A 19,747-nucleotide genomic window follows, 5' to 3' on the forward strand; every position below is an offset into this window, starting at 1 on the left:
CAATTTCAAAATTCTCAATTCTTTCTTTGATGATCGAACTTATCTCATCTGCTTGCAATTTAACTGCCACTGATACTCCTTTCTATTAGATAACTATAAAGATTTCTTAATGAAATCAATTAATTGTTCTTTAACTCTCTGTTTAGAGAAGTTTACCTCTATACCCAAATCATCCACTGAAACACGTACCCCATCAAGGTCGCTTTTTTCTTGTCTTAATTTAATCGTTGAACCTGTATACTTTTTAAGTGTCTCTTCAAGATTAGCCAATGTTGCTTCATCGAGTGATGATGCACTTTTCAATACACCTTCATACTCATTTGAAACTCTTTGCTGATCTGAATTAAGTACTTTTGTAATAGCAGGGATAAGATCAAGTCTTCTGTTCTCACCCAAGATCTTAATGAAGTTTACAAGCGTTGTGTCATCATCACTAAGTGCAGATAAGATCATTGCTGTCTTACTTTCACTTGAAATAATTGGAGATGTCAATGTTGACTTGATCTCAGAACTGCTTATCACTTCACTAAGTACATTAAGTACTTCTAAAATACCCGGAAGGTCTTTAGATACTGAAGAGAGTGCCTGTGCATATCTTTTAGCAATTAACTCTTCCATTATGCCACCTTCTTAGAAATAATTTCAACAACTTTAGCTTCATCTAACATAATGTCATCATTCGTGATATTCTCACTCAAGATCTCATCAATAGCTTCTCTTGCTGACTTTCTTTCTTCTAGAGACATTTTCTCTTCAAGTTGTTTATCTAAAATCGCTAAATCATTTTGATTTGCAGTAGCGATTTTTTCTGCTAAAAGAACTGCTTCTGCTTTAGCATCAACAAGAATTTCTTCTGCTCTCTTTTCACTTTTATCTAAACGATTCTGTGCTTCTTTTTTCTCATCTTTAGCTGCTTGAAGTTTCTTTTCTATCTCATTTAACTGTGCTGCAATACTTTCACTTCTACCTTTAAAAAAGTTTTTGATCGGGTTTGCAAGTAAATAATAAAGAAGTGCTGCAAAAATAACAAAGTTTACAACTCTTGGCAAAAAGTCATACTCTCTACCAGTTTGAGCAAAGTAACGGCTTGATTCAGCATCACCACCACTAGCTAAAAGGATAGCAGGTACGATAAGTAAAGACAATAGTACTATTTTTTTCATATTCATCCCTTCTTATAATTTGCTAAACTTAGCTTTTAGGCTCTCTTTAAAAAGAGGCATTTGAGAAAGAAGAGAGTTTTTAAGGTTCTCTTTGTCAGAGTTAAGCTTTTCTACGAACTTGTTATACTCAGTTTCTAATTCATTTTGTTTGGTCTCAATCTTACTTGCAGCCAATGTTTTTTGATCATCAATTGCTTTCTGTCTGATTCCTGCAGCTTCATTTTTAGCATTGCTAATAATTTCATCTGCCTTTGCATTTAGTTCGTCGCTGTTGCCACTAAGACCTTTTGCAGCTTCTAAATCTTTTGCTATAGAGTGATCTCTATCATCCATAAATTTTACCAATGGCTGAAATAGCATATTATTTAAAAGAACAAGTAGGGTTAGAAACAAAGCTAATACGAACAACATCAATGGTAAATGTATGTCAAGCATTAAAACTCCTCATGTAATTTCGCAATATTTTACCATTATTGTTATGAGGTTATGATTAAAATCATTGGGTATTCGTTAAAATATAAAAGGGATGTGTAGATTTTATTTTAGCATGCGTTTAAATAGTGTATTTATCTTCTTCTCATTCATTGCAGGGAACTGCGCTAAGAAGTTTTCAACCTCTTTTTCATTCTCAAAACTAATTTCAATACTTTTCGCTTTTAGCTTATGTTTAAAAGGTAAAGTCTCTGCAAAAATATCTGCATATTTTTGCAGTAAACTTGGTGTAGCTGTTTTAGGTATATTTTCGGACACATTACCTTTATGATTTTTTACCATATTTTCAGTATCGCGTACAGATAGTTTTTGGCCGATAATACTGTCTATAACAATTTTTTGTTTCTTATCATCAAGGCCTACCAAAACTTTTGCATGTCCTTGAGATATTTTTCCATCAACAAGTTGCTTCTGTGAATAAGGGGATAAGCTGAGAAGACGCATGGTATTAGTAATCTGTGAACGGCTTTTATGTACAATGGAAGAGAGCTCATCATGTGTGATTTTGTGTACATCTATCAACTCTGCATAGGAATTTGCAAGTTCTATAGCATTAAGGTTTTCTCTTTGGATATTTTCAATAAGTGCAAGTTCCCGAAGTCTTACTTCGTCTATGTCTGCATCCGCTATAATCGCTTTAATATTTGTGAGTTTTGCAAGCTTATGTGCCCTAAGACGGCGCTCTCCTGCAATTAGAAGATAGCCATCTTCTTTTTCTATGACAACAATAGGCTGAAGCAGTCCATGTTCAACTATAGACTGACTTAACTCTTTAAGTGCTTGCTCATCAAAATGTTTACGTGGTTGAAAAGGATTCTCTGAAATACTGTCAACAGGTAATTCTTCTACCCTTGCGCCTTCTGATTCAAGTTCAAAACTATCGATATCACTTAAGTCTTTTTCATAAGCTTCTTCTACTTCCGAAAGGATCTCTCCTAGTCCCCTGCCTAACGCCATTTTAACCTCTTACTATCACTGTTGCCAAGTCTCTATATGCAACAGAACCTTTAGAATTCACAGCATAAGAAGTCACAGGTTTACCAAAACTTGGACTCTCTGCTATTTTAACATTTCGTGGTACAACAATACACTCTTTACCCTTTTTAATGTGAAAAAGTTTGTCTTTAAAATGGTGACTTAAGTCGGCAAGTACCTGTTTTGAAAGATTATTTTGTCCCGAGTACATCGTAGGTAAAAAACCTTTAATCTTGAGTTTTGGATTAATTGTTTTTTTCAAAAGACTTACCGTATTGAGTAACTGCGCAAGACCCTCAAGTGCAAAGAATTCACATTGAATAGGAATGATCACAGAGTCAGATGCACTCAAAGCATTAATAGTAATAGGCCCAAGTGCCGGAGGTGAATCAATAATAATAAAATCAAATTTTGAAGAAAGCTCTTTAATTTTTTCTTTAAGTACCAACTCTCTATTTTTTGCCTTAGGATTATAGAACTCTTTTTCTATACCAACCAGACCAATGTTTGATGGAACAAGTTTAAGGTTTTTTATCTGCGTTTTAAGTATTACTTCTGAAAGCTTTTTACTTCCGATAAGTACATGATAAATATTATATTCATAATCACTTCTACTAAAGCCCAAACTTGTTGTTGCATTAGATTGTGGATCAATATCTAAAAGAAGGACTCTCTTACCTTTTTCGGCCAAAGAAGCTGCCAAATTTACTGCTGTCGTTGTTTTCCCTACGCCACCTTTTTGGTTGGCTATACTAATTACTTCACTCATCGTAAACTAAACACCTTCTCCCCTTCTATTATCAAAGAACCGTCCTCACATAAAGTCGCATCTGACAGGCTCTTCTTATCATTTTCAATATGAACTGAAAACTTTCTACTTAACTCAAATTCTATCTCATACTCTCTAAATATTTGCTTCCATTTTGGAAATTCTTCAAGTGCCAAAAGGTAATTTTCGAGTAGTTTTTGAGCTGAAATATCGCACTGTAAGGCTCTATAGCCATTTTGAGATTTTTTTAAATTTATTCCAATTCCACACACTAAAGTATTATTCACTTTTTTAGTAATGGTCCCACCTATTTTATCATCATTAAAATAGAAGTCATTTGGCCATTTTAACCAGATATTTTCACCTAGTGATTCAAGTGTCTGCTTCATGATAAATGAGAAGTAAATAGAAGCAGAACCAAACGGAAGATCTTCAGGAAGCATATCTAAATTTAGCGCGATGGAAGCAAAAAAGTTTCCTTCACCACCAGACCATGAATTATTACGACTTCCCAAACCTGAACTTTGCTCATTGGTAATCACAGCTATTGGAGTTTGGAGTTTATTTTCTTTTAACATTTCCAGCAAATATATCTGAGTCGATACTAACTCATCAAAATGACAAATATCAAACTTACCAATACGACTAGTCGTATGAGCCAACTGCTGAAGTTGACTTGGTGTCAGCGTAGTTTTTTGAACTTTGTTCAAAAGGCGTCCCCAAATAATAAATCTCCAACTTTCAGCCCCCTTCCTACACAATACGCTTTGGCCGACATCGCCTTTTTTGATACAGGCTGTAAACTTGCAATTTTCAATGCTCCTTTACAACATCCAATCACCACACTATCTTCATCAAAAGAAAGAATCTCTAAAACCCTGTTTTTAGATGTTATATCTACCATACTGAGTCCATCTAATTTTGTGCCATCAGCAGAAAATATACCTGGCCAACCTTCAAATGCCCGATATTTATTGTAAATAACATTTGCATCTTCAAAATCTACTTCACCATCACTCTTTTTAATTTTTTTACAAAGTGTTGCTTGTGCTTCATCCTGTATTTGAGGTGTGATATTCTCATAGTTTCTAATGGTACTTAGTGTCAGTTTACATGCATCGGAGGTCAATTGTGCCATCAATGCATGAAGACGCATATCTGTTGGTATGACAAACTCCACTTTTTCAAGCATGGGACCTGTATCTAATCCCTCTTCCATCAGCATGGATGTCACACCCGTTTTTTCATCACCGTTGAGTAAAGATTGTTGTACGGGAGAGGCACCTCTATACTGAGGTAAAAGTGAAGCATGTAAGTTGATACAAGGAGCAATGTCCAATATATTCTTAGGCAAAATCTGTCCAAATGCTGCTACCACTATAAAATCAGGTTTCTGATCTTTAATAGTACTTTCTATACCTTCATCACTTAATCGATTGGGTTGTAAGACCTTAATAGCATACTCCATTGCTAATGTTTTCACAGGAGGCGGTGTTAATACTTTTTTACGTCCTACAGGCCGATCTGGCTGTGTCAGGACCAAAGATACTTCCATATCTTCAGCTTCTATCAATGTATTGAGGATCTCTTTTGCGTAGTGGGGTGTTCCCATGTAGACTATTTTATATTTCATTCTATTCTTCTTATTATTAATTGAATGCCTTAAGCTGTAAAAAGAGTTCCACCCTTGTGTTCGCCATCAACAAGAAAAGATCTTACATCACTAAGATCAAATCCACTTGCCAAAAACATCTCTCTGCCTTGTTTCATTAAAAAATCTGCCGATTGAAGTTTAGTCACAATACCGCCTGTCGCAAATTCATTATTTGGTGTATGCTCAGCATTCAGTTCATCTTCTTCTATCTTATTGACGATAGCTCTTCGTCTCGCATCGTCATATTTATTTGGATCTTTATCATAAAAGGCATCAATGTCTGAAAGAATGACTAATAGTATTGCATCAAAGTAATGCGCCACATGTGCAGAGAGTCTGTCATTGTCACCAAAAACCAATTCTTCAATACTCACAGTATCATTTTCATTGATAATAGGTATAACATTATTTTCCAGTAGAGTATCTATTGCATTTTTGGCATGCTCTGTATGCTTTTTAGAATCAAAAACATCTGCACTCAAAAGTACTTGAGAGCAGAGTAAGTTAAATTTAGCGAACTTCTCCTGATACATTTTAAGTAAATATGGTTGTCCAATAGCAGCAAGTGCTTGTCTATTTGCCACGATATTTCTATTTAATGGTAATTGAGTATACCCTGCGGATACTGCACCTGAACTCACCAAGATCACATCATAGTTATGTGCTTTTAGTTCAGAGATCAACTCAACCAATGCAAACATACGTGGTTTGGCAATAGCACCATCTTCTGTTAAAACATGAGAACCAACTTTAATGACTATTCTTTTCATAAAACCTACTTACTCAGCTTCATATTCTGCTTTAACATTTTTGACAAAATCACCAATAGCATAACGTAATGCTTCCGTATTTATATGTGCTACAGATGAGATAGGGAGTACAAAAAATGGTTTCTCTTCTGGTAGTTTTACACCGAAGTCTGTCTCGAATCCATAGCTCAGATAGTTTGCATCTGCTTTATATTTATTTAATATATTATTTGCTTCTAAACCTATGTCAGTTAAAAATGTTTCTGTCAAAGTATTTACTTCTTCTTGTGAAAGTGAATCAATTTTGGTAATGGCAATTGCATGTTTACGTGTAGCAAGTGTTTCCGAATAACGTTGCAATTCAACTAGAAGTGTCTCATACTGATACTTCATCTCTCTATAGTTAGCTGCATCGATCATCAAAAGCAGTGTTTTGGTTCTTTCGATATGTTTCAAGAACTCTAAACCTAAACCCCGACCATCACTGGCTCCTTCAATAATACCAGGGATATCTGCCATCATAAAAGAATCATAGTCACCCAAATGTACCACACCAAGCTTCGGTGTTAGTGTTGTAAACTCATAGTTTGCTACTTGTGGTCTTGCATTTGAAAGTGTAGAGATAAGTGTAGACTTCCCTACATTTGGATATCCGACCAAACCTACATCTGCGATGAGTTTCATTTCAAGTCTCACATGTTTAGTAATCCCTGGAAGTCCAGGTTGTGCATAGGTTGGTCTTTGGTTACTTGAACTCTTAAAGTGCATATTTCCTAAACCACCTTTCCCCCCTTCAATAAAGAGAACAACTTCTCCTTCATTTACAAGGTCAAGAAGCTCTTCACCTGTCTCCATATCTACAACTGTAGTACCTGGAGGTACAGTAATAATAGTGTCATGTCCTTTACGTCCATAACACTTACGACCTTCTCCAGGACGTCCATTTTCTGCTTTAATATGGTTACGACCACGAAGTCCGGAGAGTGTATCTGTATTATTATCTACTTTGAAAAATACAGAACCCCCGCGTCCGCCATCACCACCATCTGGGCCACCTTTAGAGACAAACTTTTCTGTCCAAAAAGAGATGGCACCCGCACCACCTTTACCAGAACTAATTGTTAGTTCTACACTATCTACAAACATTTATAACCTTTAATCTTATGAAAAAACTACTGTATATACCCTACGTATATGACTATAGTATATGAATTACGAAATTATACCTAAATTAGGGGAATAATCGCTATAATTTTTATATTTGATCTAAAAGGCGGATATATGTTTCATCGAAAATCTATATCATTATTTGTAATTGGTAGTACATTATTCTATTTAACCGGCTGCAGCCCTAAAAAAGAACCTGCACCACAAAGTGGATATTATCATAGCGGCATCTATTTTGGTAAAAACTTTTCTGCAAATTATCAGCAAGGAATTGCAGATGGATGTAGCACATCTAAAGGTGTGTATACAAAATCACATACACTCTTTAACAATGATCAAAATTATAATAATGGATGGTTTTTAGGTCGTAACAGATGTAAGCATCTATTGGTTATAGAGGATGAAAAAAAAGAGGAGAATTAATCTGATCTAAATCAGATAAGTAAGTCCGAACTTGTCGGACTTACATTAGGGATTATGCAGGTACTACTGAAACTTTTTTTTGAGTAGCAGATTTATTATCAAACTTCACTACACCTTCTACAAGTGCAAATAGTGTATGGTCTTTACCCATTCCTACACCATTACCTGGATGAACTTTAGTTCCTCTTTGTCTGATGATAATGTTACCGGGAATAACTGCTTCACCACCAAATTTTTTAACGCCTAAACGACGTCCAGCTGAATCACGGTTATTTTGAGTGGACCCTTGTCCTTTCTTGTGTGCCATCTGAGCTCCTTATGCTATTTTAGTAATTCTAACTCTTGTAAAGTCTCTTCTGAAACCTCTTTTAAGTTTTGAATCTTTTCTTCTTCTTTTCTTGTAGATGATAACTTTTTTATCTCTACCTTCATTGATCACTTCACCTTTAACTACAGCACCCTCTACGAAAGGAGCTCCTACAGTTAATTCACCGTTGTCAAGCGCTAGAACTTCTTTAAATTCTACCGCTGCTTTTGGCTCAAGATTCATGTTGTCAAAACAGATGATATCACCCTCTTGAACTTTAAATTGTTGGCCACTTGCTTTAATGATTGCGTACATTGCAAACCCTTTATATCTATTGTTTTTTAAAAAGTTCGTGATTATACCCAAAGTTGTTTTAATATTTTTTTAAACTAAACCATTTTCCTCAAGTATTCTCTGCTTTTGTCTCTAATAATTATAATCTACCCCGGAAAGTGCGATACAATCTATCTCAACCAGTGCATTTTTTGGAAGTGTCTTCACTGCCACTGTACTTCGCACTGGCTTATGTGTACCGAAGTAATGTGCATAAATAGCATTGACTTTTTCAAAGTCATTCATATCTGCCAAAAATATAGTTGTTTTGATCACATCATTAAAGTGTGCTCCTGCCGCTTCAAGTACATAAAAAAGGTTTTTCATAACTTGGTGTGTTTGGTTTTCTACATCATCTGCAGCCATAACGCCTTCTGGTGTAAGTGCTATCTGTCCTGATGTATAGATAAATCCATTTGCCTCAACTGCCTGTGAGTATGGTCCTATTGCTGCGGGTGCTTCTTCTGTTGAAATAAATTTCATTTACTTTTCTCCTTAATTTTTTTCATAAAATACATACGATGTTGAGTAGTCAGAAAATTCAAAATAAACTTTCATCTCTCCCTCATCTTGTTTACCGTTAAAGTTTAGATCATCATATCCATACCCATAACGGTAAGGTCTCATCTTGCCGTCATTGCTTCCATACGCTGTTGAAAGTTTATCTATCTTGATAAACTTATGTACCAGTTTATCACCTGCATAGATATCAAGTACACCATTTGTGCCTGTCCAATTTTGAAGTGAACGGCTCAAGCTGTTCTGTGTCTCTTGTGTACATCCCGTTACAAACAAGATCATTGCTGATAAAAGTAATGTTTTTAATTTCATGTCGATCCTTTATCTTCGATCATATTTTAGCACTATTTATTTTAGGTTTAGACCTTTGGCATGCCAAATTTTTGTGTAATTAACTCACCTTCATCATTAAAATAAAGATAATAGAGTTTATCTTTTGTCACGGAAAGCCCTGCAAGATATCGCAATGCAAGGTTTGCTTGAAGTGAACCAATATGCATCACTATCGGTGCAGTAATACCTCCCGGTTTATGATCAGAGATATTGAAGACTTTAAAGTTTGCTTCGTCAAAAAAACAAACCTGCCCGTTAAACTCTTCTACACTTGCATAGATCCAAGGTGTATTTGTCTCTTTGGCATGTTTGTCTATCTCTCCTCTTACAGGGAGATTATCTGTAGCATCAAGTATAAGATCATAGCTATTTCCCATACCTTTGAATGCATCAAAATCCATATCAAAAGCAAGTGCTTTGACAAAAGGATTTTTAGACTCAATAAGCGAAGCTACAGCTTTGGCTTTATTTTTCCCTTCATCTTCAAGCGTAAAGGCTATTTGCCTATGTATATTATGATTTGAGACTGTATCAAAATCTACCATATGTATTTCGCCGATACCTGAAGTACCTAAAGCCATCGCCAAAGTACAACCCAAACCACCAGAACCAATAATAGCTATCTTCTTATTTTGAAGTGATTTTTGTGTACTCTCACCCCATAACTGTATCTGTCTGTTAAAATATTGTTCTGGTGTCATATCAAATCCTTTTTATAAATTCTCATATAATTAAAATTATGCCTTTAGTAAGAAAAATTATTCACTTCTTAACTGTAACTCTTTTTCAAATGCCCATGCTTTACGATGTTCCAACACTTCCCTTTTATCTATGACCTCAACGAGCATGGATTCTTTATCTTCAAGCATCATATCTACTTCACCTTCTGGTGAAACCAGCATCGTGTCACCATAAAACTTCCATTTGACTTCATTGTCACTGTATTCACCTAAACGGTTTGCTCTAAGTATATAACACCCATGTAAAAAGGCTTTTGTTTTTATAATTTCTCTCCAACGGTTATGAGACCCAAATGTTGAAGCGGTAGGAAGAAGTACAAGGTCGATCTTTTTTTCAGTGACTCTTTGCCAGAAATAGTCAAAATGAAGTTCAAATCCAGCCATCACCATCACCTTAAATCCTTTGATGTTAAATGTCATAGGATCTTTCAATGGTTTAATAGGATTGGCAAAGAACTTCTTTTCATTCCAGTGTGGATAAGGAAGAAGAATCTGCTGTTCATAATACCTTATAGTCTTAGGAGTGATCTTCACAATAGTTTTATGATAACCATCTTTTTTAGTAATGATAATAGGTGCTACAAAAACAATGTCATATTTTTCGGCAAGGTTTTTAAGAAGTTCTGTATGTTTCCGCGTCTGCTCTTTAACCATATTTGGTGACATCGTAGCAAACTCTTTAAAAAAGTGATTGAGTATGTACTCACCAAGAAGCATCACATCTGCATCTCTTTGCTTGGCTTGCTTCAAATAAAACTCAAGCCTGGTAGCATTCATACCCAAAGTTGGGAGTTGGAGCGCAGCTACAACAAGTTGTGCCATTATAGAGTATCTCCTGTATTTTGGCTGGTTTGCTCTATGACTGTGATTTTCGTTTTGGCTTCTTCTATAAGTGTTTGTGCCTCTTTGATATTTTTCAAACCCTCTTCATACAGCTTTACAGATTCTTCAAGTGTGATCTCAGGATTCATAAGTTTTTCAAGTAACTCTTTTGAATGTTCTAGTTTTTCTTCAAATGTTTCATTTTTCATTGTAATACATCCTTGATATGGTCTTCAAATTTATCTAACTCTACTAAAAATGCATCATGTCCATAATTACTCTGAACTTCCAGATACGTATACGTTTGTCCATTGCGTTTCATCATCTTAGCGATATGTTCCATCTCTGAAGGGAAAAATAGATAATCAGATGAAAAACTGATCAAATGCACATTTGCTTTTATACGTGAGATGGCATCATGCAAAGAGTCATATCCACGACTTAAATTAAAGGTATTGATCGCTTTAACTATATATAGATAAGAAAGCGGATCAAATATACGTGAAAAGTTATTGGTATTGTACTCCATATATCTTTCAACTTCATAACGTCCGAAAAGTTCAAAAAGTCCATCATTATTCACATAGTTACGTCCAAACTTATTATCCATAGAGTCTGGTGACAGGTAAGAGATGTGTCCTGCGATACGCCCTATAGCTAGTCCATCCAATCCCTCTTCCTGAAAGGCACCTTTTTCATAGTTTCCATGTTTAAATCGAGGATCTCTACGTATCGCTTCTACAGCCACTTTATTAAATGCGATGGTCCAGGGTCTTGTAGCGTACGTAGCAGCAAGTGAAATGATATCATCTGAAAAGTTCGGGTAATCTACCGCGAATTGAAGTGCCTGCATACCACCCATAGAGCCACCCACTATAGCACGTACATGGTAGATACCCATCTGAGAAAGAAGATGCATCTGTGCACGTACTATATCTTTAATGGTCACTACAGGAAATCGAAGTCTATAAGGATCTTCACTAGGGTAGTTATTACTCATTGGTCCTGTTGACCCAAAACATGAACCTATCACATTGGTACAGATAACAAAATATTTTCTGGTATCGATAGCTTTACCGTCACCGATCAATCCATCCCACCAGCCAGCTTTTTGCTCACCTTCATAGGTCCCAGCTGCATGATGGGAACCACTAAGGGCATGACAGACTAAAATAACATTGGACTTATCTTCGTTTAACTCTCCATATGTCTCATAAGCGATCTCATATGGTTCTAAGATACGCCCACTCTCTAGGTAGAGAGGAGAGCTAAACTGTGCTGTTTTAGTTGTGATTTCCATAGACTGCTTTTTTATTTATAGGACATTTTTGAGCTAAGCCAAAAAACTACGTCGTCACTATGACACCCAAAGGTATACACTAGCGATAACCTCAGCTCTTGGCTGATGCGACGGGGTCACATACAAGCACAATGCCCATTAATTATATTATTTGCTGTATTTTATCTAATTTGGGCTTTTATTCTATATATTAACCTAGGGCTTTTGCTAAATCATCAATAAGGTCTTGTGTATCCTCAAGACCCACGCTCAATCTTATGAGTCCACCAGGAACACCTGCCTCTTCAAGCTCTTTAGCTGAGAGTTGTTGGTGTGTTGTACTTGCAGGATGTGTGATGATAGACTTACTATCACCAATGTTTACAACCACCGCAAAGATATCTGTAGCATCCGCGATACTCTGTGCCAACTCTTTACTCTCTACTTCAAATGAAAGAAGACCACTAGCCATCCCCTCTTTAAAGTACTTTTGAACAAGTGGGTTTTGAGCACTTGACTTTAGTCCAGGGTAATTTACCCTTTTTACCTTTGGATGTGCCTCCAGAAATTCTGCAATGGCAAGGGCAGAAGTTGAGTGCTGTTTCATACGAAGTGGGAGTGTCTCAAGTCCTTGTATATGCAGCCATGAGTTGAATGGACTAGGAGCACCTCCAAGGTCACGTAAAAGTGCAAGACGTACTCTAAGTGTAAAGATAGGTAGTGGTACATCACTATAAACAAGTCCATGATAACTTGCATCAGGCGTATTGAAATGGTCATATCGTGCATTACCTTTGATCTTCTCTACCAAATTCTCACGCTCCACGATCACACCACCAAGTGCTAGCCCTTGCCCTGTCGTGTACTTACTGGTACTATGTACACTCAAATCCACACCATGTGCTAATGGTTTACAAAGTATTGGAGTTGCTACAGTGTTGTCTACACAAGTAATAACGTTATGTTTATCTGCTATCTCTACAATTGCACCGATGTCTGCAACATCTATACTAGGATTTGTAATACTCTCAAAAATGATGATTTTAGTTTTATCATCAATCAATGCTTCAAGTTCACTAGGATTTCGCACATCAAAGTAACGCGTCTCTATACCAAAACGCTTAATAGTATGCCCAGTCAGTGTAGTTGTTCCTCCATACACCTGTTTTGCCACAACTACATTGTCTCCTGCTTCGGCTACGTTTGCAATAGCATAAAAGATAGCTGCCATACCAGATGCTGTACCTATGGCTGCTATACCACCCTCAAGCGCAGCGAAACGCTTTTCAAACACATCTGTAGTCGGGTTCATCAATCTTGAATAGATATTTCCAAGCTCTTTAAGTGCAAAGAGGTTCGCTGCATGTTCTGTGTCTCTAAACTCATATGCTGTACTCATATAGATAGGTACTGCCATAGTCCCTTGTGCATCTTTCTCATATCCTGCATGGACGGCTAGTGTTTGTTCGTGCATTACAATTCCTTATTTCATTATATAGGTAAATTATAGCTTGTGCTTGCTTGAAGAGAAGATTAATTGGAAGAAAAGATATCGTATTTATATACTAAAGGAATCCCCGTATCACATACGGGGATAACGAAAAGAATGATTAAGAAGAATAGTTTGGAGATTCTTTTGTGATCGTCACATCATGTACATGACTCTCTCTAAGTCCAGCAGAAGTAATTTCAACAAATTCTGCTTTTTCCCAGAATACTTTGATCGACTCTGAACCACAGTATCCCATAGATGAACGGAGTCCACCTACCATTTGATGCACAACATCTGCGATACGTCCTCTGTAGGGAACACGTCCTTCGATTCCCTCTGGTACAAGTTTATCTGCTGCTGTACCTTCCTGGAAGTAACGGTCTGTACTTCCTTTGGTCATCGCACCGATACTTCCCATACCTCTGTACTCTTTAAATTGTCTTCCGTTAAAGAGGATCATATCACCCGGTGCTTCGTATGTTCCTGCAAGTGCAGAACCTAACATCACTGAACTCGCACCTACAGCTAAGGCTTTTGCTAAATCGCCAGAGTATTTGATACCACCATCAGCTACCACAGGTACACCGGCTTTGTTTGCCACTTCTGCCACTTCGTCGATAGCAGAGATCTGAGGTACACCCACACCTGCAACGACACGTGTCGTACAGATTGACCCAGGTCCAATACCTACTTTCACTGCGTCAGCACCTGCATCTATAAGATCTTGTGCTGCTGCTGCTGTTGCAATATTTCCTGCAATCACATCGACATCAAGTGTTTTTTTGATGAGTTTAAGTGTATCGATGATACCTTGCGAATGCCCGTGTGCCGAGTCAAGTACGATCACATCCACACCTGCTTCTACCAGTGCAGTAGCCCGATCAAGCTGACCTACACCGATTGCTGCACCTACTCTTAAACGTCCATGCTCATCTTTATTTGCATTAGGGAATCTTTCTTTTTTCTCAATATCTTTTATAGTAACAAGCCCCTGAAGTACACCATTATCATCTACGATAGGCAGTTTTTCTATCTTATGTGCCTGAAGCACTTTTGCTGCTTCTTCAAGCGTGATACCTACTTTTGCCGTCACTAAAGGTGCTTTTGTCATCACATCAGCGATACTTAAATTCATATCAGTGATAAAACGCATATCACGGTTTGTGATAATACCTACAAGTTTCAAATCCTCATCGACAACAGGTACACCAGAGATCTTATATTCACCCATCAAAGCATCTGCATCTGCCACTGTTTTATCTGGACCTATGAAAATAGGATCAATAATAATACCACTCTCAGATTTTTTTACTTTAGTGATCTGCTTAGCCTGTGTTGCGATATCCATATTTTTATGAATGATCCCTATACCGCCTAAGTGTGCCATAGCAATGGCTGCTTTGTACTCAGTTACCGTATCCATCGCTGCTGATACGATAGGTGTATTCAATGTTACACGCTTGGTCAAGTTACTTTTTAAACAAACTTCTTTAGGAAGCACAACTGAATGTTGTGGTACTAGTAATACATCTTCAAATGTTAATGCTCTTTTTTTAATTCTCATATTATTTCCTTCGTTTATTTAATATAGTTTACAGCTTTTTCCATGCTTGCAGCACCGTCAAAAAGTGTTTTTTCGTTAAATGCTTTAGCAATGAGTTGTAATCCTATAGGCATTCCCTCATCATTTTTAGCAACTGGCAGTGAAATCGCAGGAAGTCCTGCAAGATTAATGGCTATCGTATACATATCACTCTTGTACATTTCAAGTGGATCCTCAGACGCACCTAACTTAGGTGCAACAGATGGGGCAACAGGTGAAAGTATAAGGTCTGCCTCTTCAAAAATAGCATTAAACTCATCTCTGATAAGGTGTCTTACTTTTTGTGCTTTGACATAGTATGCATCATAATATCCTGATGAAAGTACAAAATTACCAAGTAAGATACGTCTTTTTACCTCTTCTCCAAATCCTTCAGATCGCGTATGATAGAAAAGTTCTTCCGTATTTTTAGACTCAGCTCTTGTTCCATAACGTACCCCATCAAAACGTGCAAGGTTGGTTGCCGCTTCTGCCGTAGCCAAAATATAATAGGTCGCGATATCATACTTTGTATTTTGCATATTTTTATGTACGATCGTATGTCCAGCTTCTTCGAGTGCCTTTACTGTTTGGGCATAGGCTTTTTGTGTATCTTCATCTGCTTCAGAGATGTAGTTGTCTATCACCGCAATCGTCAGTTTTACATCTGGATTGATGTTATTGGCGATATCTTCTATCTCAAAATCTGCTGAAGTCGAGTCTTTTTCATCATGCCCTTTAATCGCATCATACAAAATAGCTGCATCTTCAACATTCTGCGCGATAGGACCGATCTGGTCAAGAGAAGAAGCATAGGCCGCCAGACCAAACCGGCTGACTCTTCCATAGGTAGGTTTCATTCCTACTACACCACAGTACGCTGCAGGCTGTCTGATAGATCCACCTGTATCTGAACCCAGTGCAGCGATAGCAATACCTCCGGCAACAGCTGCAGCTGATCCACCTGAAGATCCACCAGGTACTCTATCTGTACCATGGGGGTTCTTGGTAGGTCCATAAAAAGAGCTCTCAGTGGTTGAACCCATTGCGAACTCATCCATATTGGCTCTACCAAATGCCATCATCCCTTTAGATTTAAGATTAGTGATAGCCGTAGCTTCATAAGGTGCAATGTATCCCTGAAGAATTTTAGAACCAGAAGTCACAGTCCAGTCTTTCACTTGAATGTTATCTTTAATAAGGATCGGTACACCCTCACCTGAACTTTCAAACCCTACATAGGCATTAAGTCCACTCTCTTTGGCTTTGACTTCAAGTTGGGCTCTTATCTCTTCTAATTCTTCATTAGATTTTGTTAAGGCTTCTTTTAGTGTTATCACGACTTGCTTCCTTTTCTCTTATAATATTCTACTACTGCCAAACCTATACCCACCAATCCAAAGATAAAAATGATCGAACCAATGATCACTTCCATTTGTATGGGTTGAGACATATCAAACATTAGGCAACATCTCCATTACCAACAACATTGGCACATCTCTCACAGGCACACTCATCACTGCTACTTGTAAATCTCCAACATCTTGGACATTTTGAAGCAGTAGCTTTATGTACAGTATAGCTTGCGCCATCCACTTCAAAAGAAGCGACTTGTTCACCCTCACTGCTTGATTTCATAGCTGAAACCACAAACCAGTCTTCAAGGTCTTTACTCTCCTTAATGTCAAATACGCTCATATCCCCTGCGATCTCAACTTCAAGTGTAGACTTCATCAGTTTTTCTTTTTTGAGTTTGTCTACTGCTTCAGAGAATTTCACTCTTGCTTCCAAAAGAACCTTATCATCAAAACTTGCTTCAACTGCTGGTACTTCAACATACACAAGGTCGAATACATTTTCCATGTCACCTTTAAAAAGTGCCGGTGCATACTCTAGGATCTCATCTGCTGTATATGTCAATACCGGAGCTACGAGTCCCAACATCGCTTTGGCAATATGTGCCATTGCAGACTGTGTTGCTCTTCTGACAGGATCATTTTTATCTTCACAATAGAGTCTGTCTTTGGTGATATCCATATAGATACCTGAAAGCTCATTGGTGATGAAGTGGTTCAGTGTTGCAAATCCTCTAAGGAAATCATAGGCATCAAATGAGCTTTTTACTGATGTAAATACCTCTGCTGCCTTCGTAAGTATCCATCTGTCTAATTCACCATAAGCATCATTGCTAACATACGTTTCAAGATCATCCACGTTCGCCAGTAGAAATCTAAATGTATTTCTTATCTTTCTATATTGTTCAGCCGTCTGTTTCAAAATACCGTCAGAGATCTTCAAGTCTGACTGATAATCAGAAAGTGCTACCCACAGTCTGAGAATTTCTGAACCATATTCTTTGATGACTTTGTCCGGAGCAACGACGTTACCTTTTGACTTAGACATCTTCTCACCCTTCTCATCCACAGTAAAGCCATGAGTGATCAGTGTCTTATAGGGTGAAACTTCATTCACAGCTGCTGAAAGTAATAACGAAGACTGGAACCAGCCTCTATGCTGGTCACTTCCTTCAATGTAAAGAGATGCCGGATACTCACCCGCATCATAATTACCGCTTTTGATCACCGAATTCCAAGTCGAACCAGAATCAAACCATACATCCAGAATATCATCGATCTTTTCAAAGTCATCAGGATTATAGCCCGAGTTCTCAGGAAGAAGCTCAGCAATACTCATAGAATACCAGGCATCTGCACCCTGTGCATCAAAAAGAGTAGCTATATGTTCTAATACATTTTCATCTAAGATCACTTCTTTGGTACTTTTATTTCTAAAGAAGGCAATAGGCACACCCCAAGAACGCTGACGGGAAATACACCAGTCTGGTCTTCCCTCTATCATCGGCTTGAGACGGTTTTTAGATGACTTAGGATAAAAGTCAACACCCTCAATAGCATTGAGTGCAGTATTTCTTAATGTATCTTCTGCACCCTGGGCTGTGTCATCTATGGAGATGAACCATTGGTTCGTTGCTCTATAGATCAGCGGCTTTTTTGTTCTCCAACAGTGTGGATAGGAGTGAACGAATTTACTCTCTTTTAACAATGCATCACCCAGGATCTCTAAGATAGGCTCATTGGCTTTAAAGATATGCATCCCTACAAACTCGTCTGGATTAGGAAGAAGATTTAAGCCTTTGACACTCTCATCATAACAACCACGTTCATCTACAGGCATCACCACTTCAAGACCATACTTAAGTCCTACTTTGTAGTCATCTTCACCATGTCCAGGAGCCGTATGTACACATCCTGTACCCCCATCCATGAGTACATGGTCACCAAGAACCACTGTAGAGGTACGCCCGTTTACAGGGTTAATGGCCAAAAGGTTTTCCATCTCCCTTGCAGCGATCTTTCTACTTGCATGTCCTGAGACCACACCCTCTTCTATCATTGCATCGTATCGTGCTTCTGCTACGATATGTCCATCATCAGTCAGTACATACATCTCATCAGGGTTTAAAGAGATTCCTGTATTTGCCGGTAGTGTCCAAGGTGTTGTTGTCCAGATCACAAGACCTGCTTTACCTTCTACCCCTAGCTTCTCTTTGGCTGCATCACTGAGTTCAAAGTGTACATAGATAGAATAATCTTCTTTATCTTCATACTCCACTTCTGCATCAGCAAGTGCTGTTCTTGCAGCCCATGACCAGAAAATAGGTTTATGTCTTTCAACTAAAAGACCTTTTTGTGCTACTTCACAAAGTGTTCTATAGATGTTTGCTTCAAATTTAAAATCCATCGTTACATAAGGGTTTTCCCAATCTGCAATGACACCTAAAGCTTTAAATCCATCTCTTTGGATGTCTACAAACTTCGCAGCATGTGCACGACAAAGTTCTCTAAACTTCTCTGTAGGCATCGCTTCTTTCTTACTTTTACCTAGTTTCTCTTCAACTTTCTGCTCGATAGGCAAACCATGACAATCCCAGCCTGGAGTCATACGCACCGCTTTGCCTTGGAAATAGTTATATTTTAAAATGATGTCTTTGAGTATTTTGTTCAGTGCATGTCCAATGTGAATGTCACCGTTGGCATACGGAGGTCCATCATGAAGTGTAAACATTTCAGCGCCCGCGCGTTTTGTTTTCATCTGTTCATAAATATCGGCATCAAACCATGCATTGTATTTTTTAGGTTCATTGTTTGGAAGATTTCCACGCATTGGAAAATCAGTTTTTGGGAGAAGGAGTGTGTCTTTAAAATCCATGTTTGATAATACCTTAGTCTTATATTATCCCGTGATTTTATCTAAAAGAGCATTAGAAGCTACTTTCGGTACAATTATCTTATGAAAAATATCCAAGAACTAGTAGAAAAAATCATTCAAAAATTGACAAAAGAAGGACAAACGATCTCTTTTGCAGAAAGTTGTACAGGTGGTCGTATCGTTTCAGCATTCACTTCTATATCTGGTGCTTCAGAGGTCCTCCATGGCTCATGTGTCACCTACTCGAACGATATCAAACATCTTTGGTTGGGAGTCAGCAACGAAGTACTCGAAACACAAGGTGCCGTGAGTCGAGCCTGTGTCTCACAAATGCTAGAAGGTATACAAAAGATGGCAGGTTCTGACTATGCCATAGCCGTTTCAGGGATAGCAGGACCCACCGGTGGTACAGAATTCAAACCTGTAGGAACCGTATATATAGGGTTGCAAACACCTTTTTCCAAAGAGGTGTTTCATTGTAACTTTAAGGGTCCAAGAGAAGCAGTTCAAGAACAATCTACTGTATTTGCTATCGAGAAATTAGCTGAAGTGTTGGAAATTTAAAAACATTTCCCAAAATTCTCTTGACAATCAAAGGTTTCTGAGCTATAATTCCGTCCACTTATTCAAGTAATGAGTGCAAAAAATGTGTGACCTTTTAGCTCAGTTGGTAGAGCAACTCCCTTTTAAGGAGTGGGCCCATGGTTCGAATCCATGA

The 19,747-nt window shown here is 37.8% G+C and carries 24 protein-coding genes and 1 tRNA gene; 3 read left to right on the plus strand and 22 right to left on the minus strand.

What is annotated here, in order from left to right:
* Nucleotides 1-93 precede the first annotated feature (93 nt).
* The 9 genes from ABZC96_RS02010 to obgE all read right to left on the minus strand — a co-directional run bounded on the left by ABZC96_RS02010 (nt 94) and on the right by obgE (nt 6,948).
* The gene (locus ABZC96_RS02010) at nt 94-618 is read right to left on the minus strand and encodes a F0F1 ATP synthase subunit delta (RefSeq protein WP_373028719.1); all 525 of its coding nucleotides are present in this window, start codon (nt 616-618) and stop codon (nt 94-96) included.
* Entirely contained in the window at nt 618-1,163 is a 546-nt protein-coding gene (locus ABZC96_RS02015; RefSeq protein WP_373028720.1) for a F0F1 ATP synthase subunit B, read from the minus strand. The genes ABZC96_RS02010 and ABZC96_RS02015 overlap by 1 nt, the downstream gene beginning before the upstream one ends.
* Before the next feature lie 12 nt (nt 1,164-1,175).
* Nucleotides 1,176-1,598: a F0F1 ATP synthase subunit B' gene (locus tag ABZC96_RS02020; RefSeq protein ID WP_373028721.1), complete on the minus strand. Its 423-nt coding sequence runs from the start codon at nt 1,596-1,598 to the stop codon at nt 1,176-1,178.
* A 102-nt stretch (nt 1,599-1,700) separates the two neighbouring features.
* Complete coding sequence (locus ABZC96_RS02025; protein ID WP_373028722.1) at nt 1,701-2,612, minus strand: ParB/RepB/Spo0J family partition protein; 912 nt, start codon at nt 2,610-2,612, stop codon at nt 1,701-1,703.
* Nucleotide 2,613: 1 nt separating this feature from the next.
* Nucleotides 2,614-3,399, minus strand: coding sequence for a ParA family protein (locus tag ABZC96_RS02030; RefSeq protein WP_373028723.1), 786 nt, complete (start codon nt 3,397-3,399; stop codon nt 2,614-2,616).
* Nucleotides 3,396-4,109 (minus strand): biotin--[acetyl-CoA-carboxylase] ligase, encoded by a 714-nt coding sequence (locus ABZC96_RS02035; RefSeq protein WP_373028724.1) that lies wholly within the window; start codon nt 4,107-4,109, stop codon nt 3,396-3,398. Before ABZC96_RS02035 ends, ABZC96_RS02030 begins: the two co-directional genes overlap by 4 nt.
* Nucleotides 4,106-5,032 carry a methionyl-tRNA formyltransferase gene (gene fmt, locus ABZC96_RS02040; protein WP_373028725.1) on the minus strand — a complete coding sequence of 309 codons (927 nt, stop codon included), beginning with the start codon at nt 5,030-5,032 and terminating at the stop codon, nt 4,106-4,108. Before fmt ends, ABZC96_RS02035 begins: the two co-directional genes overlap by 4 nt.
* Nucleotides 5,033-5,061: 29 nt before the next feature.
* Complete coding sequence (gene proB, locus ABZC96_RS02045) at nt 5,062-5,823, minus strand: glutamate 5-kinase (protein WP_373028726.1); 762 nt, start codon at nt 5,821-5,823, stop codon at nt 5,062-5,064.
* 9 nt (nt 5,824-5,832) lie between these two features.
* Entirely contained in the window at nt 5,833-6,948 is a 1,116-nt protein-coding gene (gene obgE / locus ABZC96_RS02050) for a GTPase ObgE (protein ID WP_373028728.1), read from the minus strand.
* A gap of 135 nt (nt 6,949-7,083) precedes the next feature.
* Between obgE and ABZC96_RS02055 the strand changes: the two genes are divergently transcribed.
* Nucleotides 7,084-7,392, plus strand: coding sequence for a hypothetical protein (locus tag ABZC96_RS02055; RefSeq protein WP_373028729.1), 309 nt, complete (start codon nt 7,084-7,086; stop codon nt 7,390-7,392).
* 52 nt (nt 7,393-7,444) lie between these two features.
* Here the strand turns inward: ABZC96_RS02055 and rpmA are convergent, their stop codons facing one another.
* The 13 genes from rpmA to ileS all read right to left on the minus strand — a co-directional run bounded on the left by rpmA (nt 7,445) and on the right by ileS (nt 19,029).
* Nucleotides 7,445-7,699: a 50S ribosomal protein L27 gene (gene rpmA, locus ABZC96_RS02060; RefSeq protein WP_373028731.1), complete on the minus strand. Its 255-nt coding sequence runs from the start codon at nt 7,697-7,699 to the stop codon at nt 7,445-7,447.
* A 9-nt stretch (nt 7,700-7,708) separates the two neighbouring features.
* A complete protein-coding gene (gene rplU, locus ABZC96_RS02065; RefSeq protein ID WP_008243937.1) occupies nt 7,709-8,014 on the minus strand; it encodes a 50S ribosomal protein L21 in 306 nt (101 codons plus the stop codon).
* A gap of 111 nt (nt 8,015-8,125) precedes the next feature.
* Nucleotides 8,126-8,515, minus strand: a complete 390-nt coding sequence (locus ABZC96_RS02070) for a RidA family protein (RefSeq protein WP_373028732.1) — start codon at nt 8,513-8,515, stop codon at nt 8,126-8,128.
* A gap of 12 nt (nt 8,516-8,527) precedes the next feature.
* Nucleotides 8,528-8,863, minus strand: coding sequence for a hypothetical protein (locus ABZC96_RS02075; RefSeq protein WP_373028733.1), 336 nt, complete (start codon nt 8,861-8,863; stop codon nt 8,528-8,530).
* 47 nt (nt 8,864-8,910) lie between these two features.
* A complete protein-coding gene (locus ABZC96_RS02080) occupies nt 8,911-9,585 on the minus strand; it encodes a ThiF family adenylyltransferase (RefSeq protein ID WP_373028734.1) in 675 nt (224 codons plus the stop codon).
* Nucleotides 9,586-9,642: 57 nt separating this feature from the next.
* On the minus strand, nt 9,643-10,446 hold the full coding sequence (locus tag ABZC96_RS02085; protein WP_373028735.1) for a carbon-nitrogen hydrolase family protein: 804 nt from the start codon (nt 10,444-10,446) through the stop codon (nt 9,643-9,645).
* Nucleotides 10,446-10,655 (minus strand): exodeoxyribonuclease VII small subunit, encoded by a 210-nt coding sequence (gene xseB / locus ABZC96_RS02090; RefSeq protein ID WP_373028736.1) that lies wholly within the window; start codon nt 10,653-10,655, stop codon nt 10,446-10,448. The genes ABZC96_RS02085 and xseB overlap by 1 nt, the downstream gene beginning before the upstream one ends.
* Nucleotides 10,652-11,746, minus strand: coding sequence for a homoserine O-acetyltransferase (locus ABZC96_RS02095; RefSeq protein WP_373028738.1), 1,095 nt, complete (start codon nt 11,744-11,746; stop codon nt 10,652-10,654). Before ABZC96_RS02095 ends, xseB begins: the two co-directional genes overlap by 4 nt.
* Nucleotides 11,747-11,936: 190 nt before the next feature.
* Nucleotides 11,937-13,199, minus strand: coding sequence for an O-acetylhomoserine aminocarboxypropyltransferase/cysteine synthase family protein (locus ABZC96_RS02100; RefSeq protein WP_373028740.1), 1,263 nt, complete (start codon nt 13,197-13,199; stop codon nt 11,937-11,939).
* Nucleotides 13,200-13,335: 136 nt separating this feature from the next.
* On the minus strand, nt 13,336-14,781 hold the full coding sequence (gene guaB, locus ABZC96_RS02105) for an IMP dehydrogenase (protein WP_373028742.1): 1,446 nt from the start codon (nt 14,779-14,781) through the stop codon (nt 13,336-13,338).
* 14 nt (nt 14,782-14,795) lie between these two features.
* The gene (gatA, locus tag ABZC96_RS02110; RefSeq protein WP_373028744.1) at nt 14,796-16,139 is read right to left on the minus strand and encodes an Asp-tRNA(Asn)/Glu-tRNA(Gln) amidotransferase subunit GatA; all 1,344 of its coding nucleotides are present in this window, start codon (nt 16,137-16,139) and stop codon (nt 14,796-14,798) included.
* Nucleotides 16,136-16,261 (minus strand): hypothetical protein, encoded by a 126-nt coding sequence (locus ABZC96_RS02115; protein ID WP_373028745.1) that lies wholly within the window; start codon nt 16,259-16,261, stop codon nt 16,136-16,138. Before ABZC96_RS02115 ends, gatA begins: the two co-directional genes overlap by 4 nt.
* Nucleotides 16,261-19,029 carry an isoleucine--tRNA ligase gene (gene ileS / locus ABZC96_RS02120; protein ID WP_373028746.1) on the minus strand — a complete coding sequence of 923 codons (2,769 nt, stop codon included), beginning with the start codon at nt 19,027-19,029 and terminating at the stop codon, nt 16,261-16,263. Before ileS ends, ABZC96_RS02115 begins: the two co-directional genes overlap by 1 nt.
* A gap of 81 nt (nt 19,030-19,110) precedes the next feature.
* Here ileS and ABZC96_RS02125 point away from each other — a divergent pair, with 81 nt between their 5' ends.
* Together ABZC96_RS02125 and ABZC96_RS02130 are read left to right on the plus strand one after the other, a co-directional pair.
* On the plus strand, nt 19,111-19,593 hold the full coding sequence (locus tag ABZC96_RS02125; RefSeq protein WP_373028747.1) for a CinA family protein: 483 nt from the start codon (nt 19,111-19,113) through the stop codon (nt 19,591-19,593).
* A gap of 96 nt (nt 19,594-19,689) precedes the next feature.
* Nucleotides 19,690-19,747, plus strand: a tRNA-Lys gene (locus tag ABZC96_RS02130).

This window comes from Sulfurovum sp. (assembly GCF_041551015.1).
GTDB lineage: Bacteria > Campylobacterota > Campylobacteria > Campylobacterales > Sulfurovaceae > Sulfurovum.